This is a genomic window from Chryseobacterium sp. Tr-659 (assembly GCF_011752975.1).
GTDB lineage: Bacteria > Bacteroidota > Bacteroidia > Flavobacteriales > Weeksellaceae > Chryseobacterium.
Genome location: NZ_VWWP01000014.1, coordinates 25974 through 50578 on the forward strand (window position 1 = coordinate 25974; position 24605 = coordinate 50578).

Below are 24605 nucleotides of genomic sequence, written 5' to 3' on the forward strand. Positions count from 1 at the left end.
TGTTATTTTTTTACAATTACTTTTGAAGCCGCTTCGAAACCAAGTCCTTTTACTTTTACCATATAGGTTCCGTTTACCAGTTTGCTTGTAGAAATTGCTTTTTTAGCATCAGGCGAAACTTTATCTTCTGAAGAAACCAGCTTACCAGACATGTCATAAAGTTCTACGCTTACTTTTCCGAGGGTATTACTTGGGAAGTTGATATAGAATTCATCTTTCGCCGGGTTCGGATAGATGGAAACTTTATTGTCTTTAGCAGATTTCACTTCATTGGTAGCCAATAAACACTCTGCCGGCACATTAAAGTCCTGAACCTGGTCATTAATATTATTCTTAGCTCCCGCAGACGCTCCTGTTCCTAAACCTCTTCTTGCGAAAACTCCCCAGATCATACATTTATCTGCCCCCTGAGTAGTTGCCAGGTCAGCTGCCAATATTGCGTCTCTTCCTTCAATAAAGCTAGGATTACAAGCCTGAAGTTTCAATGCATTGGTTACCAATTGCAATACTTTCGTACTTCCGTTTGGCGTAGCGGACAATACGTCTGAAGAGTAGCCGTATTTTTCAACATATTTCCAGTGAAGATCCCATAGCATGGTAGCCCATACAAAACCAATAGAGTGTACATCCGGTACTATTGCGGAGCCGTTATTATACTGCATTCCGTTTGTATTTCCATAAGTATAGCCATTCACGGTAAGATCCGGTGAATATTTTGCAGGTCTGATACCGCCGCCATTTGTTGCCTGTCCTATTGCATAAGTACCAACTCCTCTTGCTACACTGGCATTGTCTCCAGGTTTATTGGTTAACATTAGGGCAAAGAAATCTGACCATCCTTCTCCCATCTGCTCTTTGCTTACGTTAGCATTCAGACATGCATATCCAGTTCCCGTCATTCTGTTTGAGATACCATGTCCGTACTCATGCGTTACAATTCCGTTATCAAAACTTCCGTCTGGTGTTGTGTCTGCTTTTAATGTTACATTCACCGTTGTACTTGCTGCCAGCTGAGTTTTTATATACTCCCCTTCAGCATTGGTAATTAATATGGAAGGAATTGTAATAGCAGGATCTGTTCCTGCCATATTCCCTATTGTAGAACCATTGGCTGTGTTATTATAAACAATAGCAGCTTTGGCTCCGGCATCCTGAAGATTTTTTACTTTAATAGCAAAAGAACAGGTTCCTCTTTCAACCAAACCAATTTTTTCTACCAATGATGCTGCGGGTAAAGCTGTACATCCATCCAAAACAGATGATAACTGTACATTACCAGAAATCCCGTTTACAGGCAGCGGACTCCCAAATTGTGCTACTCCTGCTCCCGGAGTACGGGAAACAGCAGCTGTAGGCGCGTTATAAAATAATACTCTTCCTATAGGAGACCAAAGATACATCTGCATTTTACCGTTGTATCCTTCCTGAGCTGCAGAGAAATTGGCGTTATTTAAACCACTTCCATCCTGAGCTTCTGCATAAACCGAGTCATCATCTATTCCTCCTTTTCCAAAGTTATTCTGCTGAAAGTTTCTTGCTGTTTCTGTAAATCCGAACTGATAAAATACATCATGAATTCTATTATTCAGATAGAAAAGGTTCGTAATAGCAGCATTTCTATTATTCGCAGGTGTTTCATTAATAATGAAAGGGAAGTCAAAATTTCTGGTTGCTCCCCCATCCGCAGGTGCTCCTGTAAGATAATCAGGCGGCGTTAAAGCAGTTCCTGCAACATCTTCATAAGCAAATACATTATTTCCTCTGGTTATTGTATAATGATTGTCCCCATCGGAGTGCCATCCTTCTGGGGATGCATTAAGAATCCATGGATTATTGATTATTGATCTTGTTCCAAAAGTAGGTGATTCTATAGGTAAAGGGAATACATTATATGAGGCATTATCCGGAGCGAAAAATGTAAAATTGTTCTTAGCTAAATTATTTTGCGGACCTATTAAAGTATTTTCAAAATGATCTGCATGATTATGCTCAGCATCTGAGCCGAATGCATCAGAATGGAAATTACAAGATAACGTCAGGTTATTTTTTACCAGAATCTTTCCATTATTGGCATCTACCAAAATATTCCAGTAATTAGGAGTTTTAGGCTCCGTTAAAGTATATTCATAAGCAAGACGCAGATTTCCTGTTTCATCATTTACATAGACCAGTCTTTGATTAGCAGATGAAGCTGCTTTTGCTTTATTTTTTTCAAGGTATCCGAGAATGGTAAAATTGGCAATATCAGAATTCTTCAACTCTTCCGCAATCTTTTGAAGCGCAGCATTTTTGTTGATAGCACCTGTACCGGAAGTAGACGAAGTATAATCTTTTACAAAATTGTCTGTGTAATAAACGATTTTATGATCCTTTATCAATGCTGTTCCTACGGAGCTGTATATGGGCAATCCATTATACGTCTGTAAAAATTTCACAACATCACCATTTAAAGATTTTGACTGATCCACATTATCCACAATAATATTGTTAAGATCAGACTTCTTATATTCCCTTATTTTATTTTGAGAAATATAATCCTTAATCAATGTTTCATTATCTTGTCCAAACAACACTGCCGGAAATGCAGAAAATACGGCAAACAAAAGAGGTAGAGTTCTATTTTTCATATCCATTATTAAAGGCGCTAATCTACAAATATTTAACAAATAAATAATGTTATAAATAAATAAAACACAATAATAAAATAATTAAATTAACTTATACATATTAAATAATAATTAAGCATTTCTCAATATAGAGAAATCAACTTACACCATATAGCTGTAATAACTTACTATATAAGCGCTTACCTCACTCGAGAGAAGCCTTTACCCTCCAAAAGGTGTCTTATTATACAGGTTATCTTTGTAAAACAGCATTTGAATTTTAATAATTTTTTAATAATTCTTTTGGATAAATTCTTTGTTTTGCAATCTCAATTTATATTTACGATTTTCTAAAATGTATTAAGCCTTCTTAAATAAAAGACAAAAAAAAGCCGCTCAACGAGCGGCTCCTTATTTATAAATGGTTTAAAGATTATTTACCTTCTTCCATTTTTCTTTTCAACTCTGCTAATGCATCGATGTCTCCAAGAGTAGATCTTTCTTCGTTGTTAGAAGAAGAAGTTACGTTTCTAGAAGAAGCTTCTTTTACGTTTTTCTTCTCTTCGTCTCTGAAGATCCCTGTGTGAGAAACTACAACTCTCTTGAATTCTTTGTTGAATTCAATTACTTTGAATTGAGCATCTTCACCTTTTTTGATTTTAGATCCATCTTCTTTCTCTAATAATCTTGAAGGGCAGAAAGCCTCAACCTCAGCATCTTCGAATTGTACAGAAGCTCCTTTATCGTGAACTTCTACAGCTTTACCAGCGTGGATAGTTCCTTCAGCATATTTAGTTTCGAATTTATCCCATGGGTTTTCAGTCAATTGCTTGTGACCTAGAGATAATCTTCTAGCTTGGATATCTAATTCAAGAACTACAACGTCTAATTTATCACCTACTGCACAGAACTCAGATGGGTGCTTGATTTTCTTAGTCCAAGAAAGATCAGAGATGTAGATTAATCCGTCGATACCTTCTTCTAACTCTACGAATACACCAAAGTTAGTGAAGTTTCTTACAGTTCCTACATGCTGAGATCCTACCGGATACTTAGCTTCGATGTTTTCCCATGGATCTTTAGATAATTGCTTGATACCAAGAGAAATTTTTCTTTCTTCTCTGTCTAAAGTTAATACTTCAGCTTCAACTTCATCACCTACTTTTACGAAATCTCCAGCAGATCTTAAGTGAGTAGACCAAGACATTTCAGAAACGTGGATTAATCCTTCAACACCTGGAGCGATTTCTACGAATGCACCATAGTCAGCAAGAACTACTACTTTTCCTTTTACTTTGTCACCAACTTTTAAGTCAGCAGAAAGAGCATCCCAAGGATGAGCTTCTAATTGCTTCATACCTAATTGGATTCTTGTTTTCTCATCATCGAAATCAAGGATTACAACTTTTACAGTTTGTCCGTCCTCAAGGATTTCAGATGGGTGGTTCACTCTAGACCAAGAAAGGTCTGTAATGTGGATCAATCCATCAACACCTCCTAAGTCAATGAATACACCGTAAGAAGTGATATTCTTAACAGTACCTTCAAGAACCTGACCTTTTTCAAGCTGAGCGATGATTTCTTTTTTCTGACCTTCGATATCTGCTTCGATCAATGCTTTGTGAGATACAACTACGTTTTTGAACTCAGGGTTGATTTTCACAACTTTGAACTCCATAGTTTTTCCTACGAACTGATCGTAATCTTTAATTGGCTTAACGTCAATTTGAGAACCAGGTAAGAATGCTTCGATTCCGTGAACGTCAACGATCATACCACCTTTAGTTCTAGATTTAACAAAACCGTTAACGATTTCACCAGTTTCGTGAAGTTCGTTTACTTTATCCCAAGCTTTAAGCGTTCTAGCTTTTCTGTGAGATAATTGTAACTGACCAGTTTTGTCTTCTCTCTTGTCAACCATTACTTCTACCTCATCACCTACACTTAGGCCTTGGTTGTAACGGAATTCGTTAAGAGAAATAACACCTTCAGATTTGAAGTTGATGTCTACGATAGCTTCTTTATCAGTTAATCTTACAACTTTACCAATTAGAACGTCGTTATCGTCTAAGTTGTTTAATGATCCGTTGTAGATCTCTTCTAAATCGCTTTTTTCTTTTCTAGCATCAGCATCAAGACCAGATTCGAAAGAATCCCAGTCAAATTGTTCAGGTGCTACGTTTTGGTTTAATAATAATTCTGCTGAATTTGTCTCTTTTGACATAATTCTAAATAAATTTGTATTCCTTCTCTTTCAACGGTCTTAACAAATGTGATTGAAAAATACGGAAGTTATTAATATTTAATATTTTACTTTCTCAGACCTTTACCACAAAAAGTGGGTGCAAAGATACGTTTTTTATTTGAGACAAACAATAGCTGCATATTTACAATCACACCTTATAAGTAATTGATTATCAATATTTATAGATTAAGGTTTAGCGAATAGTGAATTTTGCTATGCCAGTGAATTGTCAATTATTCAGGGGGCGGATTGAAAATCTGTAATCCCTATATTACAAGACTTCATGAACTTCGTTCATAGACTTCCAACCTATGCTCAGCCTGAAAATGTATAACTCAACAACATAGTATTAAACTTGTCATGCCGGGCGAAGGCGAAGCATCTCTACAATTCAACACAAAGATTCTTGATTACGCCATGCTCCGTTCAGAATGACAGCAAGCAACCTCCTCTCACGCTCGAACTCTCCCACTCTCCCACTCTAAAACCCTAAAACTCCCCAGCTCTTTCACTCATAAATTCACTACCTTTGCACCATGGAACTACAATCAATTTATCAGAAACTGCAGATTCAGGACATGAATCAGATGCAGAAATCTACTTATAAAGCTTCTGAAAACAATACAGACATTGTCTTACTCTCTCCTACAGGATCCGGAAAGACCCTTGCTTTTTTATTTCCGGTTCTGAGAAATCTTAAAAAAGATGTTCAGGGAGTACAGGCATTGATATTGGTTCCGGCCAGAGAGCTGGCTTTGCAGATTGAACAGGTTTTTAAAGCAATGGGAACGGATTTCAAGGTTTCGGTTTGCTATGGCGGACACGACAAAAAGATTGAAGTTAATAATTTAATTGAAGCTCCGGCAGTTCTGATCGGAACTCCGGGAAGAGTTACCTATCATGTAAGAAATAATAATTTTGATCCGAAAACCATCAAAACATTAGTTCTTGACGAATTCGACAAAGCTCTGGAATTGGGTTTTCATGATGATATGGAATTTATTTCCAATTCTTTAAAAGGAGTTTCTCAAAGAATTTTGACCTCTGCTACGGCTATGGATGAAATTCCTGCATTTACCGGTCTAAAAGACGAGAAAGTAATCAGTTTTCTTAAAGAAAGCGAAGTAAAACCGGATATTCAGCTTAGAAAGGTAATGACTATTCCTGAGGAAAAACTGGACACTCTTTTCAATCTGGTTTGTAAAATCGGAAATAAGAGAACCCTGATATTCTGTAATCACCGTGATGCCGTTGACCGTATTTCTGAGCTTCTCCATCAAATGGGAATCGATAGAGAAACCTTTCATGGCGGAATGGAGCAGGATGAAAGGGAACGTGCCCTGTTGAAATTCAGAAATGATTCGGCAAGAATCCTGATCACCACTGATCTGGCAGCCCGCGGACTGGATATTCCGGAAGTGGAATCTATTGTTCATTATCAGCTACCTCCAAAAGAAGATGCCTTTATTCACCGAAACGGACGTACCGCAAGAATGAATGCCAAAGGTTTTGTATACCTGATTATGACGGAAGAAGAGAATTTCCCATTCATTAAAAGCAATACTCAGGAAGAAAGTGTGGCCGGATTTACCAAAGTCCCGCAAAAAACACCTTTCCAAACCATCTATATCAGTGCAGGAAAAAAAGATAAAGTAAATAAAGTGGATATTGTAGGTTACTTGTTAAAGAAAGGGGAACTCCAGAAAGAAGACGTAGGAATTATTGAGGTAAAAGATACCACATCATATGTTGCAGTTTCCAGAAATAAAGTAAATACCCTTTTAAGAAAGCTCCAGAATGAAAAGCTGAAAGGAAAAAAGGTGAAAATGGAGGTTGCTTATTAGATTGAGCAATGTATGTATATGTCATTGCGAACCATAAGTGAAGCAATCTCAAAATAAACAATCATATCCGATGATAAGAGATTGCTTCGCTGCTTTGCTCCTCGCAATGACACAAACACTACTTTATTCCTCTTACCCGTGTTGGGAAAGTATACACAGATTTTGAAGCTGTAATGAATAAAACATCATGATTTTTCCCTCCAAACGTAACATTGGATGTCCATTTTTCAGGAATGGTAATGTGATAAATCTTCTTTCCTTCTCTATTAAAAACATGTACTCCGTTTCCGGTAAGATAGAGATTCCCGTGTTTATCTAATGTCATTCCGTCTGAACCCATTTCACAGAATAGCTTTTTCTCAGACAATCTGCCTTCTCCCAGTATATCATAAACATAGGTTTTACCGGCATCAATATCCGAAAGATATAGTTTTTTAAGTTTCTCACTGCCTGTAATCCCATTCGGTTGCGTAAAAGTTTCCAGCTTAATGATCTTTCCTTCTTTATTTCTGTAATAAAGGCTTTTATGAGGCAGTTCCTGTTTAAAATTGGTCCAGTAATCTCTTTCATATAAAGGATCTGTGAAGTACATTCCTCCGAAGACATCATTCCATACATCATTAGGGCCGTTCAGTCTCTTTCCTTCAAATCCTTTAAGCAAAACCTCAACTTTTTTATCTTTCGAAATTTTCCATATTTCACCATGGTCGTCGGAACAGGTTATCAGATAACCGTCTTTATCAAAATGAGTTCCGTTAGCTCTCCCCGTCTTATCTAAAAACTCTATAATTTTATTACTTTTCCAGTCCCAATAATAGATTTTATCATTAGGCTGATCGGTAAAATAAACATTTCCTTCCTGATCCGTGGATGGCCCTTCTGTGAAACTGAATTGGTCTGAAATCATTTCCGGTTTTACTCCTTCATAAAACATTTTAGTATAATTTACGGGTTGGCAGTTTATCAATGCCAAAACCAAACCAATCATCCCTATTTTAAAGATATTCTTCATACTTCATTTTTATGCGTGCAATGTACGACTTACTTTATTGGATTCAAAAACATCTCCTATTTTAAACATCTTTCAACGCCTATATAAAATGTCCCAATTGTACTATTTTTGAAGTAGATCATGTTAGTAGTTGAGTGATATAATCCGGAGCTTTGCAGTAACGGAATCGATGACATTTTTCATGATAAAAAAACCATAGGAAAAAGCATCGATTTGCGTGAGAAATATTACCAAAATACTTTTATAGCATACAATAATGAGTGCAGAATCCAACAATATCAAATCTTTAGAAATTGAAAATGAAGATTTCAGAAACTCAGTAGGAACCATGGATGAAACAGGGAAAAGAAAATGGATTTTTCCCAGAAAACCTAAAGGAAAATACACCAATTACAGAAATTATACCAGTTATTTTCTTCTTGCTTTATTTTTCGGATTACCTTTTGTAAAAATCAATAACAATCCTTTTCTGTTGATCAATGTCATCGATCGGAGATTCTTTATTCTTGGACAGCCTTTTTATCTTCAGGACTTCTTTATTCTTGCTTTGGGAGCTGTAACTTCTGTAATTTTTGTCATGTTGTTTACCGTAGTTTTCGGAAGAATATTCTGTGGCTGGCTATGTCCGCAAACCCTTTTTATGGAAATGGTTTTCCGCAAAATTGAATATTGGATTGAAGGCGACAGAAATAAACAAATGAAACTCGACAGACAGGAATGGGATGCTGAAAAAATACGAAAAAGGTTAACAAAATGGTCTGTTTTCTTATTGATTTCATTGATCATCTCTCATTTCATGTTCATGTATATTGTAGGCTATCAAGAGGTTTTCCGTATCATGAGCGAAGGTCCTGCCGGAAATTCATTAAAGTTTACCGTGATGATATTTTTTACGATGACTTTTTATTTTGTATTTGCATGGCTTCGTGAACAGGTCTGTACTCTGGTATGCCCGTATGGAAGACTTCAGGGTGTATTAATCGACAAACAGACAATCAATGTATATTACGATTTTAAGAGAGGAGAAGGCCGTGGAAAATGGAGAAATAATGAAGACAGAAAAGCAGCCGGAAAGGGTGACTGTATAGATTGCAACCAATGTGTAGTGGTATGCCCTACGGGGATTGACATCAGAAACGGGCAACAGCTGGAATGTGTGAACTGTACGGCATGTATTGATGCCTGTGATGAAGTAATGGAAAAGGTAGGTCTGCCTAAAGGACTGGTTCGTTATGCTACTGAAGCCGAAATTGAAAACCGCGAAAAGTTCAGGTTTACACCAAGAATGAAAGCTACAACTGTTATTTTGGCGCTACTTATCGGGTTCCTTGGGTTCCTGATGTACGACCGTGGTTCTATGGAAGCTAAGTTTATTAAACCAGCAGGTTCTACCTTCTTCGTTAAGGATGGTAAAATCACCAATACTTTTATTTATACTCTTCTGAATAAATCTAATGAGAAAAAAGTACTGACCATTAGAGTCATCAATCCAGCCCATGCGGAAATCACCTATTTCGGTTCTGAAAAAATCATCTTAAAGGGCGATCAGATTCTGAAGGGAAACATCAACATTTCCTTTCCTGAAGATGAAATTAAGTTTTCAAAACAGAATATGGTCATCGGGGTCTTTGATGAAAAAGGGAAACTGGTGGATTCTTTTGAGACCACTTTTGAAGGACCATTTAAACTGGCGTTGTAGGATGAAAATACCTTATGAAACAGTGATAAGGATTTATTAATATCAATAGTGAATTTTGCTTCGCGAGTGAATAGTCAATTTTAATAGAGGCTAAGATGTCGGAAAAACAACACTAAGGATTCTCAGAAGTTATTATTCAACAAGAAAAACAGCAACCTATAAAACTTTAAACTCATTAAGCCTTATATTTCCTCATAAACTGAGTAGGGGTCATTCCGGAGCTTTTCCGGAATACTCTTACAAAGTAGGAATATTCTTCATAGCCAAGTCTAAAAGCTATTTCAACAAGACTTTCATCCAGATACATCAACATTCTTTTGGCTTCCAGCACTACTCTTTCTGTAATGACATCGGTAGCTGTTTTCTGAACGACCGTCTGTACAATTCTGTTTAAATGTTTTGACGAAATCCCAAGCAAGGAAGCATAATAAGCAATTGACTTCTGTTGTGTAAAATGCTGTTCAATAAGGTTTTCAAAATCCTGATAATGCTTAAAATAAGAAAGCCCTGCAGAAGATGCCAGTGTGTCAAAATCTCTGGAAAACAACCGGGTAGAATTAATAAAAATCTGAGACATTAATGACAGAATAAGCCCTTCTTTCATAATACTTTTAGCCTGATGCTCTTTTCTCAATTCCTGAAACAGACTTATATTTTTTTTCAATTCCAAAGAATCCAGCTGGAGTTTTCTGGGAAAAGATACAGAGCCGAAGAAAGGAAAATTTCTCAGTTTCTGATTCACATAATGCATCTCATAGAATTCCTGTGAACAAAAGAAAATATATCCTTCAATATCTTCTGAAAGCTCCCAGCTGTGGATCTGCCCGGGCGACAAAAAGAAAAGGCTGCCTTCTGAAACTTCATACTTCTGAAAGTCTATTTCATGAACGCCTGTTCCCTGTATGAAAAGAACGGCTGCATAAAAATCATGTCTGTGTGGTTTCTCTATATGACGATGCCCTACCACCAAGTGATTCTTCATGGTATTGAAGTAAAAATCAGAAGTATTTTTACCCGCCTGAAAAAGTTCGATATGAAGAACAGAGATCGGATTCATCAGCTATATTTAATAAAACTTTAGGAATCCACAAATTTAGACAAAAAAAGGACCGGTAAATACCGATCCTTCTTATCTGCTAAATTTTATATTTTATTTTATAACCAACTTGCTGTTGTAAACTCCTTTTGAGGAACTGATGCTTATCACATACACCCCTTTAGGCACATTTACATTGAACTCTTTGGTATTATTACCTTCACTTTGATAGGCTGAAGTATAAATAAGTCTTCCGCTTGAATCAAACATTGTTACTTTAACGTTTCCTTTTATGTTCTGAGATTTGATAAAGAAATTACCATCACTAGGATTAGGATAAATCTTAATGTCATCTGCTAATGGAGAAGAAGCCTCCTTGGTTCCTAAAGACTGTGTTTCCTGAGTACATACTTCAAGAGACCAGCCTGTAATACTGCCTGCAGTTCCGGTTTTATTATCTGATGCAAATAACTTCCATACTCCCTGTGCTGTATGCCCTTTAAATATCTCTAAGGATTCATCAGGCTTTGCACCCCCCTGTACCGGAGAAGCACATGCAGCTACTGCACTGGCATCACTGAATGAAGCTGTAATACCTGATGCATTGGCACATCTACGATTCCATAGAATAGCTGAAGATCCAACCGGACTTTCAATTCCCACGGTTAAATGGCTTATATTAGCGTGAGCAATGGTAGGAGTGACTTTAATTTTAGTGATTGTTCCGCTATTATTTATCAACAATGGAACGTTTACTCTAGGTGCAGATATACTTCCTCCTTCACGCGCGTCAGTAATTGCAACCGGAGCACCTTCATAAGTGTACGTATTACATGTCTCTCCTGTAACATTATAATCTATTACAAAACTTGGACTTACAGCATAATAAACATTTCCAACAGCTTCTATCAGGATATAGGCATTGGATGAAGTAGAACCAGCAGGAATGCTTACCTGCTCACTACCATCATTAGGTGTATTGGCAGCAATGATAGTAAAAGTCTGCCCACCATCTGTAGATAATTTAATATTGACATTGGCTGTGTTGACCGGAGCTTGATTAGTATTAGCAACATTCCAGGTTACGTTAAATGTACCCGCTGAACTTAAAGACTGCCCAAATGCAGGAGATGTTACCTGAAAAGGACCGGCTCCGGCATTAACGCTTACAACCATATTATCTTTATTAGACTGTGGGTCAAGAGGATTATTATTTCTAACAGTAACTGTAAAATTAAGATCTCTTGTTATACTTGAAACAGATTCCCATCGTGTTGACAAAACCCCTCCCAATACTTTATTAAAATCAGGAAAATATCTTACGGATGAACTTCTTGGTGCTATAGACCTGAATAAAGGTCCTGTTGGTTTTGTAGGATAAGCAGCGGATATAGCTCCTGATCCAAGCTGAGCACTAGCCGCCAGATCAGCCTGTTCCCACGTATAGGTATAGGAAGAATTATTATTGTCAGTAGTCACCCCTTTTAACACAAATGGAGTGGATATAGGAATTATATAGTCTGCTCCTGCATCAATATTAGGGGCCGGATTTGCAAATGGTGTATTGACTCCACAGGAAATCCCATTTACTTTGGTTTTTATCTGTGCAATACTATTCGCATTGTAATAATCATTAACATTAAACTGAACATCATTAGCTCCTCCTGTTATCCCTGCATAAGACATAATAGTAGAACCACTACCAGGCTCTACTGTCTGATCAGCCTGGCTAGCATACATTGTATAGGTATGCCCGGCACCTAACTGGTGCCCCATTTCGTGGGCTACATAATCTACATCAAAAGTATCACCTTCAGGGAAATTAGATGCAGTCCATCCGCGGGCTTTATAGCCTGGATAACATATAACCCCTACACCTGCTGATCCATTTCCTCCTTTTCTATCGACCAAATGCCCCATGTCATAATCTTCACTGGAAATAACGGCTGATATATTATTATTAGCTTCACTAGGCCCCCCATTTGTATAAGGATCTGCATTCTGATCCAAATAAATAATAGTCTCATTATTTGCGATGAGATTAAAGTGTAATGACAAATCTTTTTCAAAAACACTATTCAATCGGGTTAAAGTAGTATTCATAGCAGCTAATATCACAGCTTTTTTCTGGGCATCTGTAGCCGAAGCAGGAGTAGCAGCAGCTGTTAGGTGATATTGAGCATATTCTCCTGTACAAGAAAGTGCTAATCTGAAAACATTAAAACCTGCTGTTTTTTTATCGGCAGCATTGTTTTTTTTTTCGGAGGCACTTTTCCCCATCACATCTATTGTGGAACATTCAAAAGGTTCTTTATCCTGCCCTCTTCTAGCGTTGGAATCAAAAACAGCATAAACGGTTCTGTCCTCTGTGTAGGGTTCAATAAACTCGGTAATTCCGGAACGGGTAATCATTGAAGAAAATCCTACAGGGGAAAGGCTGAATCTTAAATAAACGGACGGATCTTCAATCCCGGTTCCCACATAAGATTTAATATCCGGAAATTTGGCCTGTAATTCAGGAGCCATGTTTGAATATTCCCAAACCTGAAACCTTTCAAATTGGCCATTGGCTGTGGGAAGTGAAATAACCACTCCTTTATCATTGGAAAAACGAACCGGCGCATTTTTTAAGTTCTGCCTTAGCTGATCGGTATTTAGCGCATAAAGTCCCGAAAATTCAAGTTTTTCCTGTGATTTTTTTACTTTCTGAGACCGGAGCTCAGTTCTTGTCCACTGTGAAAATCCTAAGAAAGGAATTAACAGTGTGAAAATTAAGAAATAATGTTTCATAATCATTGTTCGTTTTGTGTTTTGCTAAAATACATAAAAAAAAATCAATAAATCCTAAAAACACCTCACTAATCATCAATTAAATTATTAATTTAATAAAAAACACAACAATAAATTAATAAAATATTAAGAAATAAAATAATTAATGTAAAATATTCTATGATTATTATTTATATTTGATTTAATTAAAGACTCATCATATATTTCACTAAAAAAAGAATCACACAAAGTACTCTTCCGGAGATGCAATCCAGTGTATAGTTTTTATCATATATTTGGTTGAAACTTTAAAAAATCTTTATCTTTGAGGTTTAGGAGCCGTACAATGAAAATAAATTTACCTGACAAGCTGTATTATTCTATAGGAGAAGTTGCTAAAGCATTCGATGTAAACACTTCATTAATACGGTATTGGGAGCAGGAATTCCCTATCATCAAACCTAAAAAGAACCGAAAAGGGAACCGATACTTCACTCCTGAAGACATTAAAAATCTTCAAATGATCTATCACCTGGTAAAAGAAAAGGGGTATACTTTAGACGGGGCCCGTGTAGCATTGACTACCAACAGCAAAATTTCCGAAACCATTACTCTTATTGACCGCTTGGAATTTGTAAAAGCCGAACTTATTAAACTTAAAGAATCTTTGGGAGAAAAAGATAGTGAGTAAATCGGATAAAATATAAATAGAATCCACTGCAATAGCAGTGGATTTTTTATTGTTTTTACACTGGCACAGGGCCAGCAGGAAGGATGTAATTTATTACCGATATGTTTAAATCATTATGCTTGCTTTTATCCTTAGATTCTCAATTATTTTCAGTTGGAAATTTAAAATCAAAAAAAGCTTTTGAAAAATCTTCATCAAAAACAAAATTGGAAAAGTCTATTATTTAGATTGGTAACAAAATAGGGTAGCTGAAAAAGCATAATCATATTACCGAGTATGTTGTCTAAACATATTTGAAATTTGCCACTCATTTTTATTATCTTTTCTTCTTAAATAAAAAACAAAACCTTCTTCTCTATCTGCTGTTAAAAAAGTTAAACACGCCAAATTTTGATTAAGAACAAAATTTTTAATCGATAAATATTTATTATTTTGTGGTTTTAAAATGACCATATTAACAGTTCTTGGTGAAGTATCAAAAGTTTTAGTGTCTGTTACAAGTACTTTGTTCTCATCATAAATAGTAATTGTTTTTTCATTATAAAAAGATTCCAAACTATTTAGTATGCCATTATTGCTCACAAATTGTTTTACAAATATTTCTTTTTCTTTATCTTTTTGTAGTGAAGCACATGAAGTGAAAAAAGATAAAATAGAAAATAAAACTATTGAAAAGAGGACTCTATTTTTCATAGTTGCTATTTATTAAATATTTTAATTAATAATTGAAAATTCTTGTTAACATAGTTGGTTATATTTCCCTTACTGTTTCCATTATAACTTCCCATTCTACCACCAAAAGCTATATGTTCGAAAAAGTTTCCTACATCTCCGTATTGGGTACTTAAGCCCGTACTGTCATACCCTTACCTTTCTTTTTACATCATCTCCCCAATGTGCGGTTTCATGAGCAACAACACTGGACATATAAAGTAAATTTGTTAAGCCTGCAATAGTGCTAGTACTTCTATCGGCTTTCTCAAACCATTGAGCAAGTGGAGTATCTATTGCTGCGGTATTTAGAGTATTACTTTCGGTTATTCCATTATGTAGATATTCTGCATCACCTAAAGTCAAATCCATAACTTTTAACTCCATTCCTTGTCCATACTGAAAGATTTTTGATAATTCTTCTATTGAAAAACCACTTGCAGAGCTTAAGGCTTTCATAAAATTAGTATCTCCTACCATTTTCGGCAAAACATTCTTCACAAAATCATAAAAAACTGGATAGTTTTCTTTATAATACGCTTCCTGTCCTTTCGGAAACTGGAAAGTGGGACTTCCTCCACTCCCTCCATCTCCAAAATAATTTTGTAAAATACCAAAACTACCAGAAGTATAAAATGATAAAGAATTATTTAAATAACTTCTCCCTGAGCCTGCCGCATCATACAAAGTATTCATAGCATCATCCCATGACATTACTCCCCCACTATCATTCTTATAGACACCTTCTCGACCTTCGTCATGAGCCTTCCAATCATACATCATTCTTCCATCAGGATCTACTAATGAAGCAGGATTGTTCATTACATACACATAAGGGCTTGCTGCATGGTATCCTTCTGACAGCTGATCCATCCCGTTCCATCTTCCTAAATCTGGCATATACTGTCTCCAGCCGTAATCCAGATTTCCGTTGCTCTGCAATTCTTTGCTGTTGTAAAGATATTTAAATTTATTGCTGGTTAAAACAACCTTTTATAAAGGCGTGATAATCATTCTTTCCAAAAAATAAAACCTCACAAAAGTGAGGTTTTAGCTTATTTATTCTTATTCTGCTTTGGCTACCTTGAAATTATTTAAAAATTCAATTCCTTCTTCAATTCTTAAAAATATAAGATTAACATTATATTTTATACCAAAATTTAGAACAAAAGTTTCCAAACGGAGAAAATGTATTTCCATATGGTTTAATCCAAAAGGATAGTAATTGTTGGTATTTGTAACTTCAAGAGCTCCTTCGCTCCTTTTTGCAAAACTTATCCCCGCATTTCCAGGATGATCTTTATATTGATAAATATATTAGTTTCTCTAGAGAAAGATAGTAAAGGCCACTGCTTTTGCAGCAGCTTTCTGTTTTATTCACGGACACGAACGAGACGTTCGCGACAGCAGGAAACTATCCTATAATTTCTTGCACATAATTATCAGATCTATAAAAATTGCTTAATTTTTGACCACAAAATGGGCAATAATTTATGACCATTCTCATCGTTTTTTCATCGTTCACACTAATTTCATATCCTGAAGTAATAATAAACCCTTTTTCATTGATCTCAGAATCTAGTAAAAGCATTTTTTTTCTAAAATCACCAATATATTTTACAATTCTAAAATTGAGACCTGCTTTATTTTCTGGTCTATTAAAAAAAGTAAATCTCTCGCAACAAAATTTTTTATTTTCCATATTTTATTTTATTTTATTTTGTACGGAACATGTGGTACCGCTATTTTATTTAGAGCATTGACCACATCTTTTCCTGTGAATAGGTACTCACTAAAAGTACCTACAATTCCCACATGCTGTCCATGCGGATTAATTGATAATTTTTGAGTATGTTCCAAAATATATAGCCCGTACCTACTAATTTGATACTGATTGATTGTTTCACCATTTTTAATGCAGCTGGTTGCATATTCAATATTATCTGTTAAAAACAAAAATTCACTTCCAACTTCAGATCCCCCAGTTCCTCTATACAATGTAACAAGTGGATCAAATTCATCAACTGAAGAAAGTATTCTAGATATATTATTTCCAGTTTCCTCTGCCGCCGCTACCGCTTTAGCTGCCCTAGTAATTCTTCCATATCCACCAAACATATTATATCCGCCGCCACCAAAATCCTGCATTATTTCTATATGTGAGCTATTCATTAGCCTAAAAGACCTGTCCAAGCTAGACTCTCCTTCGTCATAGAAAGGGTTATCACGATGTGCACGATATTCAACCATGGGATTATTGGTACAGGCGAGGTACGTGCACCAGCAGGAACTTCTTTTATTTGTAAACACGAGCGAGATGCTTGCACCAACGTAAGATAGATAATTAGTACTCTAACTTATTATATTATCACTTTCATTAATGTCATCTTCTAAATATCCAATAACTTTATCATAGTTCTCACTTAAATAGAACATTCCAAAATAATTTCTCCCTTTAATAGTCACTCCTTTTAATAATATTCCAGAATCATTTCTCAACCCAATAAGTAGCTGATGCATTTGCTTTGCAAGTTTATGATTTTTTTTATTAATAGCCATTCCCTCTCTAATACTATATACACCAATCATATTTTCCCTATAAAATCTTCCATCATTTAATTTTATATGATAGTCATTAATTTCTCCTGATAGATTGATATTTTTCTTTATTAAGTTAAAAATATCTTCTTTTGTTTTCATTTTTATGGTTTTATGTATTCAACATTAGCTCTTATTACAGGTCCAAAAATTAACCATTCATTCTCTTGCATTTTCATTCCTGTTTCGGATACATTAGGGATCGCATTAACTCCAATTTTAAATCTTTTTGATAATATCACGCCTTCTGATTTTCCGCTAACTCCCCTTGCAAAATATCTTGCCGTTTCTTTATTTGTTGTCCAAGACGTCCAAACTGAAATATTATCACTCATTGCATGATCATCCATATCCCAATGTGCTCTATGAATATTTTCAGGCCTTAATCCATTAGGTATAGCAATTCCAAACAATGCTTCATTATACATGTTAGCCTGTACTTCGGAATGAGAAGACGATGACACTCCTCTATATAGTAGTATTCCATTTTTATTATTATCGCCCTTAGAAATTTCTCCAGATATATCAATAGCACCCGTAATAGGCTTTGAATTTGCAGAAAAACCACTATCTCCAGTAAGCATTAAAGGTATACTCCACAGACCTACTCTTGAAAGCCCTAGTACGATCGCATCAAAATTTAATGAAGAGAGTATGCCTCTAAATGTTACGTTTCCTATCTCTAGAGCAGGAATTCTAGAAATAGCAGCTCCTGGTACAATTGTAGTAATACCAGCACCTTTATCTCCTCCAACTAATCCTCTAAAAAAATTCCCTATTCTCTTAAAAACTCCAGGCTTGTCTTTATCATCACCTCCTCCTTTACTGTTAAGATAGCTTCTCTTTGCCTGAAAATTCTCTAATCCCCGATAATTAGTTGCTCCCTGAGATTTGGTGGATGATCCTAAAAATCCATAGCTACTTCCTGAAGTATCTGAAATATTACCTGAATCGTCAATCCATCTTCCATCAGGATCTACTAATGAAGCAGGATTGTTCATTACATACACATAAGGGCTTGCTCCATGGTATCCTTCTGCCAGCTGATCCATCCCGTTCCATCTTCCTAAATCCGGCATATATTGTCTCCAGCCGTAATCTAAATTTCCGTTGCTCTGCAATTCTTTGCTGTTGTAAAGATATTTAAATTTATTGCTGGTTAAAACAACCTTTTATAAAGGGGTGATAATCATTCTTTCCAAAAAATAAAACCTCACAAAAGTGAGGTTTTAGCTTATTTATTCTTATTCTGCTTTGGCTACCTTGAAATTATTTAAAAATTCAATTCCTAAAAATATAACATTAATATTATATTTTATACCAAAATTTAAAGCAAAAGTTTCCAAACGGAGAAAATGTATTTCCATATGGTTTAATCCAAAAGGATAGTAATTGTTGGTATTTGTAACTTCAAGAGCTCCTTCGCTCCTTTTTGCAAAACTTATCCCCGCATTTCCAGGATGATCTTTATATTGATAAATATATTGGTTTCTCTAGAGAAAGATAATAAAAGCATTGTTCTGCATAATCTCCACCATAAACTCCTCCTAATATTCCTCCCGCAATACCTCCGATTGCTGCACCAATAGCAGCTCCTGGTGCGGCTCCTACTCCTAAAAAAGCGGAACCAATAGCTCCTCCAATGGGAGCTAACAACTTTGCTCCGAATCATGCTCCTACTGCAGCTCCTGCCATTCCTCCAGCTACACCAACCGAAGCGACCTAAGCTCTCACGCCAAACTTTCCACCATCTTGATACATGCTATATCCTATTTGTCCAGCACTGATTGCATATCCTACGTATCCAGCACCTTTGGCATATTTTCCGAGCATTGCAGTATTTCTTACGTAATCGCCTCTTAGTCCTAATTTAGATTTAATTTACAGCTTACCCCAATCTTTTCTGCTTCTTTAATAAATTCATTAGCTAAATCTAAGTTTTCAATTTCGATAATTACCTCCTTATCATCCAAAAGATAATCAACATTTAATTTAGACTCTTTTAATGATTTTCCAAGTAAATCAATTTGGAGTTTTGTAAGTGATACTTTTTGAAGCCCCTCATTCCAACCTTCTAATATTATTTTTGCCATATTTTAGTCTACTTTTATAGTTATTGGAGATGGAACTTGACCTATATATTTGCCCGTTGTTCTCTTTCCTCCTTGAATAATTACCTCTGTCACATTATGCTGTTTTCCTAGGTCTTTAGCAATATTCCATAAAGCCTCTCTACCAACTTTTCCTCCGGAAGAACCTTGCAAATGTAATTGGTTTAAATACAACTTACCATCTTTGACTGCAAAGTCGGTTATTCCCTCTACTATTTCTTCTTTAATCTTAGACGAAAATATCATTACATCTCCTTCAACAACACCTATTTTTACTAGATTATTTGCAGCTGCATTTAGAGTCTTTCTTTCCAATCCCTCGGCAGCTGCTTCAGGATTAATAAAGATCATAGCAGCCATACCTATATTTTCTCTTTCTTCAGCATAGGGGCCCACACCCATATTTCCAATTGCTGAATAAGGATCTGTGCTGTTAAACAACAAAGCACTAACAATTTGCCAGGTACTAATTTCCTTTGAAAACTGTTCTTCTGAAATTTTTTCTGCAGGGCCAACGTCTACTTTAGTTCTATTCCAACCAAATAAATTTTTAATAAAATTTACTGTTTTCTTAAAAAAACCGGGCTTATCTTCACCTCCTCCTTCATTACTAAGATAACTTCTCTTTGCCTGAAAATTCTCTAATCCCCGATAATTGGTTGCTCCCTGAGATTTGGTGGATGATCCTAAAAATCCATAGCTACTTCCTGAAGTATCTACAATATTTCCGGAATCACTTATCCATCTTCCATCAGGATCTACTAATGAAGCAGGATTGTTCATTACATATGCATAAGGGCTTGCTGCATGGTATTCTTCTGACAGCTGATCCATCCCGTTCCATCTTCCTAAATCTGGCATATACTGCCTCCAGCCGTAATCTAAATTTCCGTTGCTCTAGCATGTTTAAGTTTTAAAGCCACGAAAATGCAGTGTTTTAATCACTATTGGCCCAAAGTCAGGAGACTTCGCGTAACGAGTTCATATTGCTGCATTTGTAGATTTGAAACATTATCAAATATTTCTGAAATACATTATAAATCAGATGAATTGGGAAGCTTTTGTATAAACTCTTTTATTTTAATATCCTTCAGCCCATTATGTTGCATATAATGTTCAATTTTTAATGCTTTACTATAGTCTTTATAAGATATTTTATATCTTAATATATCAAAAGAAAATTTTGATATCTCCAATCTTAATTTTTCCATTTCCAAAGGATGAACTTCAGTATCTTTTTCAAGCATTTCTGCAAAATCTATCAATTTTTGGCATATATAATAAATTTCATCCTTAAGGAAGACAGGAGGAAGCCCAAGTAAAAAATTTATCCGGGAAAGAATAATTTTTTTTAGAGAATATTCTTTTATTCCATAATAATACCTTAATTTATTTGTATTTATATCAGTATTTAACATTAAAAACTTCACTACTTCTCTAGGATCTACCTGATTTGAATAAAAATCTTTCAATTCTCTGATACTTGTCCACCCTGCTCTGTGTAATGATAAATCTGCTTGATTTAAATAAGCAAATAAAAATACACACAGGTTATATTCTAATTTTATTCTTTTCATATTTTTATTAAAAAGGCCACCACCAGCGTTTAACATATTTTGGGTTCAAAGTCGTTATGTCCAATTGCATACGTCCTTCCACGATAATTCTTCCAGCATTTCCAGTTCCACCAATATAAGGATTAGAGGTTACTCCCCATTTAGGGACCGTAAATTCTATATAGCCACCACCACGATAACCTCCTGCTGCCTGTCCTAGTCTTACTTTCGATGGACTTACAAAAGGTGCTATTTCAACATCTACTCCAAATGGTTTTGGTGACGAAACATTGATAGAACCACTTTTCTTGATAGCCTTAACAGCTGAAGTAGATGTATGATGCCGTACTGTTACAAAGTCCTCTAACAAACCTGACGCCAGATTTTTTTCTGCTTGTATTTCTGAAGTTGCCAACGCTGGCTTCTTCAATGCTACAGCGGCTAAAATTCCGGCTCCCATCGCAAGATACCTATTTTCAGGCTTCCAGCTACTCATAATCTGGCCCCCAATGTCAAAGATACCTAAAAAGTCACCAACACCCCCAATCATTTGAGCCCGACCTGGTTGTCTCCACGCTGCTTGTAACTGTTGTTTCTCAAACCATTCAGTCTGAACATGAATTATCTTTCTTCTGGTAAAAATAAACTCCTGTATTTCATTAGGAGTGGCTCCTTTGGCTCCATCTCTCCAGGTTGATGCATAAAGACTTCCGCCAACATCTCCACCTGTTGCTCCCCATGCATTCCATGAGCCCAAATAAGCCCAGAAATCTGATTTATTATTACCGTCTTTCCATGCAGATAATGCACTTAATAACGTTCGTGAGCTGTATCCGTTTCTCAGATAACTTAAGGCATTCTGAAGGTCACTTCCCGTAAATTCAAAACCATCTGAAGTAGGTCTCACATCTCTACCGTCCGGATCTATAAAAGAAACCGGATTGTTCATCACATAGGCATAAGGACTTGTCGGATGATAAGCCTCAGACAGTTGATCCATCCCAAACCATCTTCCTAAATCTGGCATATACTGTCTCCAGCCGTAATCCAGATTTCCGTTGCTCTGCAATTCCTTGCTGTTGTAAAGATATTTAAATTTATTGTTGGTTGTATCTCCTGTATTATAACCTGCATGCTTTAGCCCTAACGGGTAATAGTTATTCTCTTCTAATATTGTTGTGCCGCCATTCTGGCTTTTGGTATAAGACAATCTGATATTCCCTAAATGATCAGCATATTGATAAACGTACCTGTTATTAATAAAATCAAAATACCCTTCTTCATTGCCCAATATTTTGGTGGTTAAGGTTCCTGCTGAACTTTCATACTGGAACCCGTCCAAATAATCTGTAATCTTCCCGTTATTATTGGTCTGTACCTTAGTTCCGTCAGCCAGATAGGTATAAGAGCTATTTTTTGAAGCATCTGTATGGGCGAAAAAAGAAGGTAAATCAAGATAGTTATACGTGATTTTTATTATGCCTCTATCGGGCTGGCTGGTCATATTTCCATTTCCGTCATATCCAATGGTCTGTCCCTGGCCTGCCCCCAAAGGATAACCGCTTAATGCGTTCCCGCTTCCACTTTCTTTCATGTAAGACAGGCGGTTTCCGTCGTAAGTATAGGTAAGGTCATCCATTACTTCAGCAGTTCCGTTAACCGCAGCACCGGTTCTGTTGAGGGTGTTTATATTCCCGTTAAGGTCATAATCTGTTATTTCGCTGTACTCTTTAGAGTAAGGATTGGTATCCATCTGGAAAAAGCCTGCTCTCAGACGGTTAACGCCATCATACACGTAGCCATATCTTCTTAACGGCTCATTGGCTCCATAGGCTGTCTTCCAGTCAACTTCCGCAATACCTCCGTTGTATTTGGGCTTTACTTTAAGATTCGCATAGGTATTGTTGGGTGTTTCCGCTCCTTCTACGCTATTGTATTTTATTTTGTAGGCAAAAAGCTTATTGTTTACCCCTGAGAAATCATTAGGATTAATTCCCGTAAGCCATCCCCTGATATTGTAAGTGTAGTCTATACTTTGCAGGTTATTCCCCACTTTTTTATTGATTATTTGCCCCAGATCATTGTAAGTATATTCTGAAAGCAATTCTTCCGGGTTGGCATTAATCTGCTGGTAATGTTTAGACAGATAATTTTTTGGATTATATATATACCTGTCTTTTACACTTAGCTCCGTAGAGGAAGTATTTCGGGAATGCGAGGTATAGGTTTCCAGGGCTTTTCCTGAAAAGTCCACAAGAGTTTCAGTTTTTGTAAAACCACCCAAATGATTTTTACCATAGGTGCCTATAATTCTTCCCAACGTATCATACCAGATAAAAGAAGATGACCAGTTATCATTTTCTATATTTTTCACATAGCTCGCCGTAGGATAAGTTTTAATACTTCTTACGGAAGACCATCCGTTGGATGTTATTGTTACAGGCGCAGCACTCAATGTCGGCTGGTTCTGTACCTGAGCGGGCAGAGCCGGAGCACCTGCCGGGTATCCATCATAATAGTTGACACTCAGAATGGTCATACTTCCGGTAGGGAAAGCATTCTTGGTGTAATAGACATCAATACCGTTCAGGGTAAAGGGAACTGTACTGGTGCTTTCATTATTTTCAGGATAAGCCCTCATATTATTAAGCGCTGTCTGCATAGATTCTCTTGTGGCCGTATTGGCAAAAAATCCGGAATATACCACCCTCCCGAAAGCATCATATTTTGTGAACATCCAGCCTTTTTTTCCAAAGTTATTGGTAGTGGTTCTCAGGTTCCCATCCTGCGAAAGTACCGGTCTGTTCTGTTTATCATAGACTATAAATTCCCATTCTTTTCCGGGAAGCTTTTTTTCTGCGAGCCTGTTGTATTGATCATATTTATATTGATAGCACAATGCGTCCAGTACTGCAGGTAAAACAGGAGAAACAGAAGCTTTAGGAGGAATTATGAAAGATAGGTTGCCGAATTCGTCATACACGTAATAGGTATCCAGATTTTCTGTACCGCCTTCGGGCTTTTTATTAATTTGTCTTACCAGGATTTTTTGCCCTGCATTATTGGTATATGTATGAATTTCATTATCTTCTTCATCTGATGTAATCAGCTTAAATAATGCTCCTGCTTTATAATAGCCTCCTGCAGTAAAATTATTATCAGGTGTAGGACTTACAGATACGTCGTTAATTTGCGTAGAAGGATTCCATACTGTAACGGCACTGAATCTTTTTACAATGCCGGCAGCATTGAATTCATAGTTCATCTTTTCGGTATGATTTCCCGAAAGCTGCCAATCTGTTCCCGGAGCTGCTGATTTTTCTGTCCTGGCCAAAGGGGATTTTTCAACCTGAACTTCAGCATAGGCATTGGGTACTCCGTAATAAGTGTTGACCGCATTACCTGTTGCTCCCGGAATAAAAGCTCCATTTTGAGAGTCTACAGGCAATGGTAGATAAGATTTTGTCTGCCTTCCGTTATTATCATACACAGAGGGCACAACTATATCTTTTCCGCTTGGGGAAGCCTTTATTCCAATGTTTTGTACAGGTCGTCCCAACCCGTCAAGATACTGTATACTTTGGATCTGTTGAGCATTGTTATTGGTAGTTGTTACCGGTTCAAGATAGACCCTGCTGTAAATATAGTTTTCTGATGATGTTAAACTCTGGGAATAGAATAAAACAGCCATCAGGACATTTATAAATATTAATAATTTTTTCATAAT

At 36.3% G+C, this 24605-nt stretch carries 16 protein-coding genes and 3 pseudogenes; 3 read left to right on the forward strand and 16 right to left on the reverse strand.

What is annotated here, in order from left to right:
- Positions 1-2: 2 nt before the first annotated feature.
- Both F3J23_RS20825 and rpsA read right to left on the reverse strand, forming a co-directional pair.
- Positions 3-2627: a T9SS-dependent M36 family metallopeptidase gene (locus F3J23_RS20825; RefSeq protein ID WP_228455395.1), complete on the reverse strand. Its 2625-nt coding sequence runs from the start codon at positions 2625-2627 to the stop codon at positions 3-5.
- A 412-nt stretch (positions 2628-3039) separates the two neighbouring features.
- A complete protein-coding gene (gene rpsA, locus F3J23_RS20830) occupies positions 3040-4830 on the reverse strand; it encodes a 30S ribosomal protein S1 (RefSeq protein ID WP_167033374.1) in 1791 nt (596 codons plus the stop codon).
- Between the two features lie 557 nt (positions 4831-5387).
- Between rpsA and F3J23_RS20835 the strand changes: the two genes are divergently transcribed.
- Positions 5388-6695 (forward strand): DEAD/DEAH box helicase, encoded by a 1308-nt coding sequence (locus F3J23_RS20835; RefSeq protein WP_167033376.1) that lies wholly within the window; start codon positions 5388-5390, stop codon positions 6693-6695.
- 118 nt (positions 6696-6813) lie between these two features.
- Here F3J23_RS20835 and F3J23_RS20840 read toward each other — a convergent pair whose 3' ends face one another.
- The gene (locus F3J23_RS20840; protein ID WP_167033378.1) at positions 6814-7707 is read right to left on the reverse strand and encodes an SMP-30/gluconolactonase/LRE family protein; all 894 of its coding nucleotides are present in this window, start codon (positions 7705-7707) and stop codon (positions 6814-6816) included.
- A gap of 256 nt (positions 7708-7963) precedes the next feature.
- On the opposite strand from F3J23_RS20840, the gene ccoG reads away from it, so the two are divergent.
- The gene (gene ccoG / locus F3J23_RS20845) at positions 7964-9406 is read left to right on the forward strand and encodes a cytochrome c oxidase accessory protein CcoG (protein ID WP_167033380.1); all 1443 of its coding nucleotides are present in this window, start codon (positions 7964-7966) and stop codon (positions 9404-9406) included.
- A 175-nt stretch (positions 9407-9581) separates the two neighbouring features.
- On the opposite strand, the gene F3J23_RS20850 is transcribed toward ccoG, so the two are convergent.
- Both F3J23_RS20850 and F3J23_RS20855 read right to left on the reverse strand, forming a co-directional pair.
- Entirely contained in the window at positions 9582-10463 is an 882-nt protein-coding gene (locus F3J23_RS20850) for an AraC family transcriptional regulator (RefSeq protein WP_167033382.1), read from the reverse strand.
- A 93-nt stretch (positions 10464-10556) separates the two neighbouring features.
- The gene (locus F3J23_RS20855; RefSeq protein ID WP_167033384.1) at positions 10557-13232 is read right to left on the reverse strand and encodes a reprolysin-like metallopeptidase; all 2676 of its coding nucleotides are present in this window, start codon (positions 13230-13232) and stop codon (positions 10557-10559) included.
- Between the two features lie 325 nt (positions 13233-13557).
- On the opposite strand from F3J23_RS20855, the gene F3J23_RS20860 reads away from it, so the two are divergent.
- Entirely contained in the window at positions 13558-13902 is a 345-nt protein-coding gene (locus tag F3J23_RS20860; protein ID WP_002980674.1) for a MerR family transcriptional regulator, read from the forward strand.
- 267 nt (positions 13903-14169) lie between these two features.
- Here F3J23_RS20860 and F3J23_RS20865 read toward each other — a convergent pair whose 3' ends face one another.
- The 11 genes and pseudogenes from F3J23_RS20865 to F3J23_RS20915 form a co-directional block, all read right to left on the reverse strand.
- On the reverse strand, positions 14170-14595 hold the full coding sequence (locus tag F3J23_RS20865; protein WP_167033386.1) for a hypothetical protein: 426 nt from the start codon (positions 14593-14595) through the stop codon (positions 14170-14172).
- Between the two features lie 165 nt (positions 14596-14760).
- Positions 14761-15573 (reverse strand): annotated as a pseudogene (locus F3J23_RS20870) (RHS repeat-associated core domain-containing protein); the annotation flags it as partial.
- A 454-nt stretch (positions 15574-16027) separates the two neighbouring features.
- Positions 16028-16315 (reverse strand): hypothetical protein, encoded by a 288-nt coding sequence (locus F3J23_RS20875; protein WP_167033390.1) that lies wholly within the window; start codon positions 16313-16315, stop codon positions 16028-16030.
- A gap of 8 nt (positions 16316-16323) precedes the next feature.
- The gene (locus F3J23_RS20880) at positions 16324-16863 is read right to left on the reverse strand and encodes a hypothetical protein (protein ID WP_167033392.1); all 540 of its coding nucleotides are present in this window, start codon (positions 16861-16863) and stop codon (positions 16324-16326) included.
- 102 nt (positions 16864-16965) lie between these two features.
- A complete protein-coding gene (locus F3J23_RS20885; protein ID WP_167033394.1) occupies positions 16966-17313 on the reverse strand; it encodes an enoyl-CoA hydratase in 348 nt (115 codons plus the stop codon).
- Positions 17314-17315: 2 nt separating this feature from the next.
- A pseudogene (locus tag F3J23_RS20890) lies at positions 17316-18350 on the reverse strand (RHS repeat-associated core domain-containing protein); the annotation flags it as partial.
- A gap of 328 nt (positions 18351-18678) precedes the next feature.
- Positions 18679-18867, reverse strand: coding sequence for a hypothetical protein (locus tag F3J23_RS21575; protein WP_185156488.1), 189 nt, complete (start codon positions 18865-18867; stop codon positions 18679-18681).
- 209 nt (positions 18868-19076) lie between these two features.
- Entirely contained in the window at positions 19077-19304 is a 228-nt protein-coding gene (locus F3J23_RS20900; protein ID WP_167033397.1) for a hypothetical protein, read from the reverse strand.
- 3 nt (positions 19305-19307) lie between these two features.
- Positions 19308-20201 (reverse strand): annotated as a pseudogene (locus F3J23_RS20905) (RHS repeat-associated core domain-containing protein); the annotation flags it as partial.
- Between the two features lie 155 nt (positions 20202-20356).
- Positions 20357-20899 carry a hypothetical protein gene (locus tag F3J23_RS20910; RefSeq protein ID WP_167033401.1) on the reverse strand — a complete coding sequence of 181 codons (543 nt, stop codon included), beginning with the start codon at positions 20897-20899 and terminating at the stop codon, positions 20357-20359.
- Between the two features lie 7 nt (positions 20900-20906).
- The gene (locus F3J23_RS20915; RefSeq protein ID WP_167033403.1) at positions 20907-24602 is read right to left on the reverse strand and encodes a DUF6443 domain-containing protein; all 3696 of its coding nucleotides are present in this window, start codon (positions 24600-24602) and stop codon (positions 20907-20909) included.
- Positions 24603-24605 lie beyond the last annotated feature (3 nt).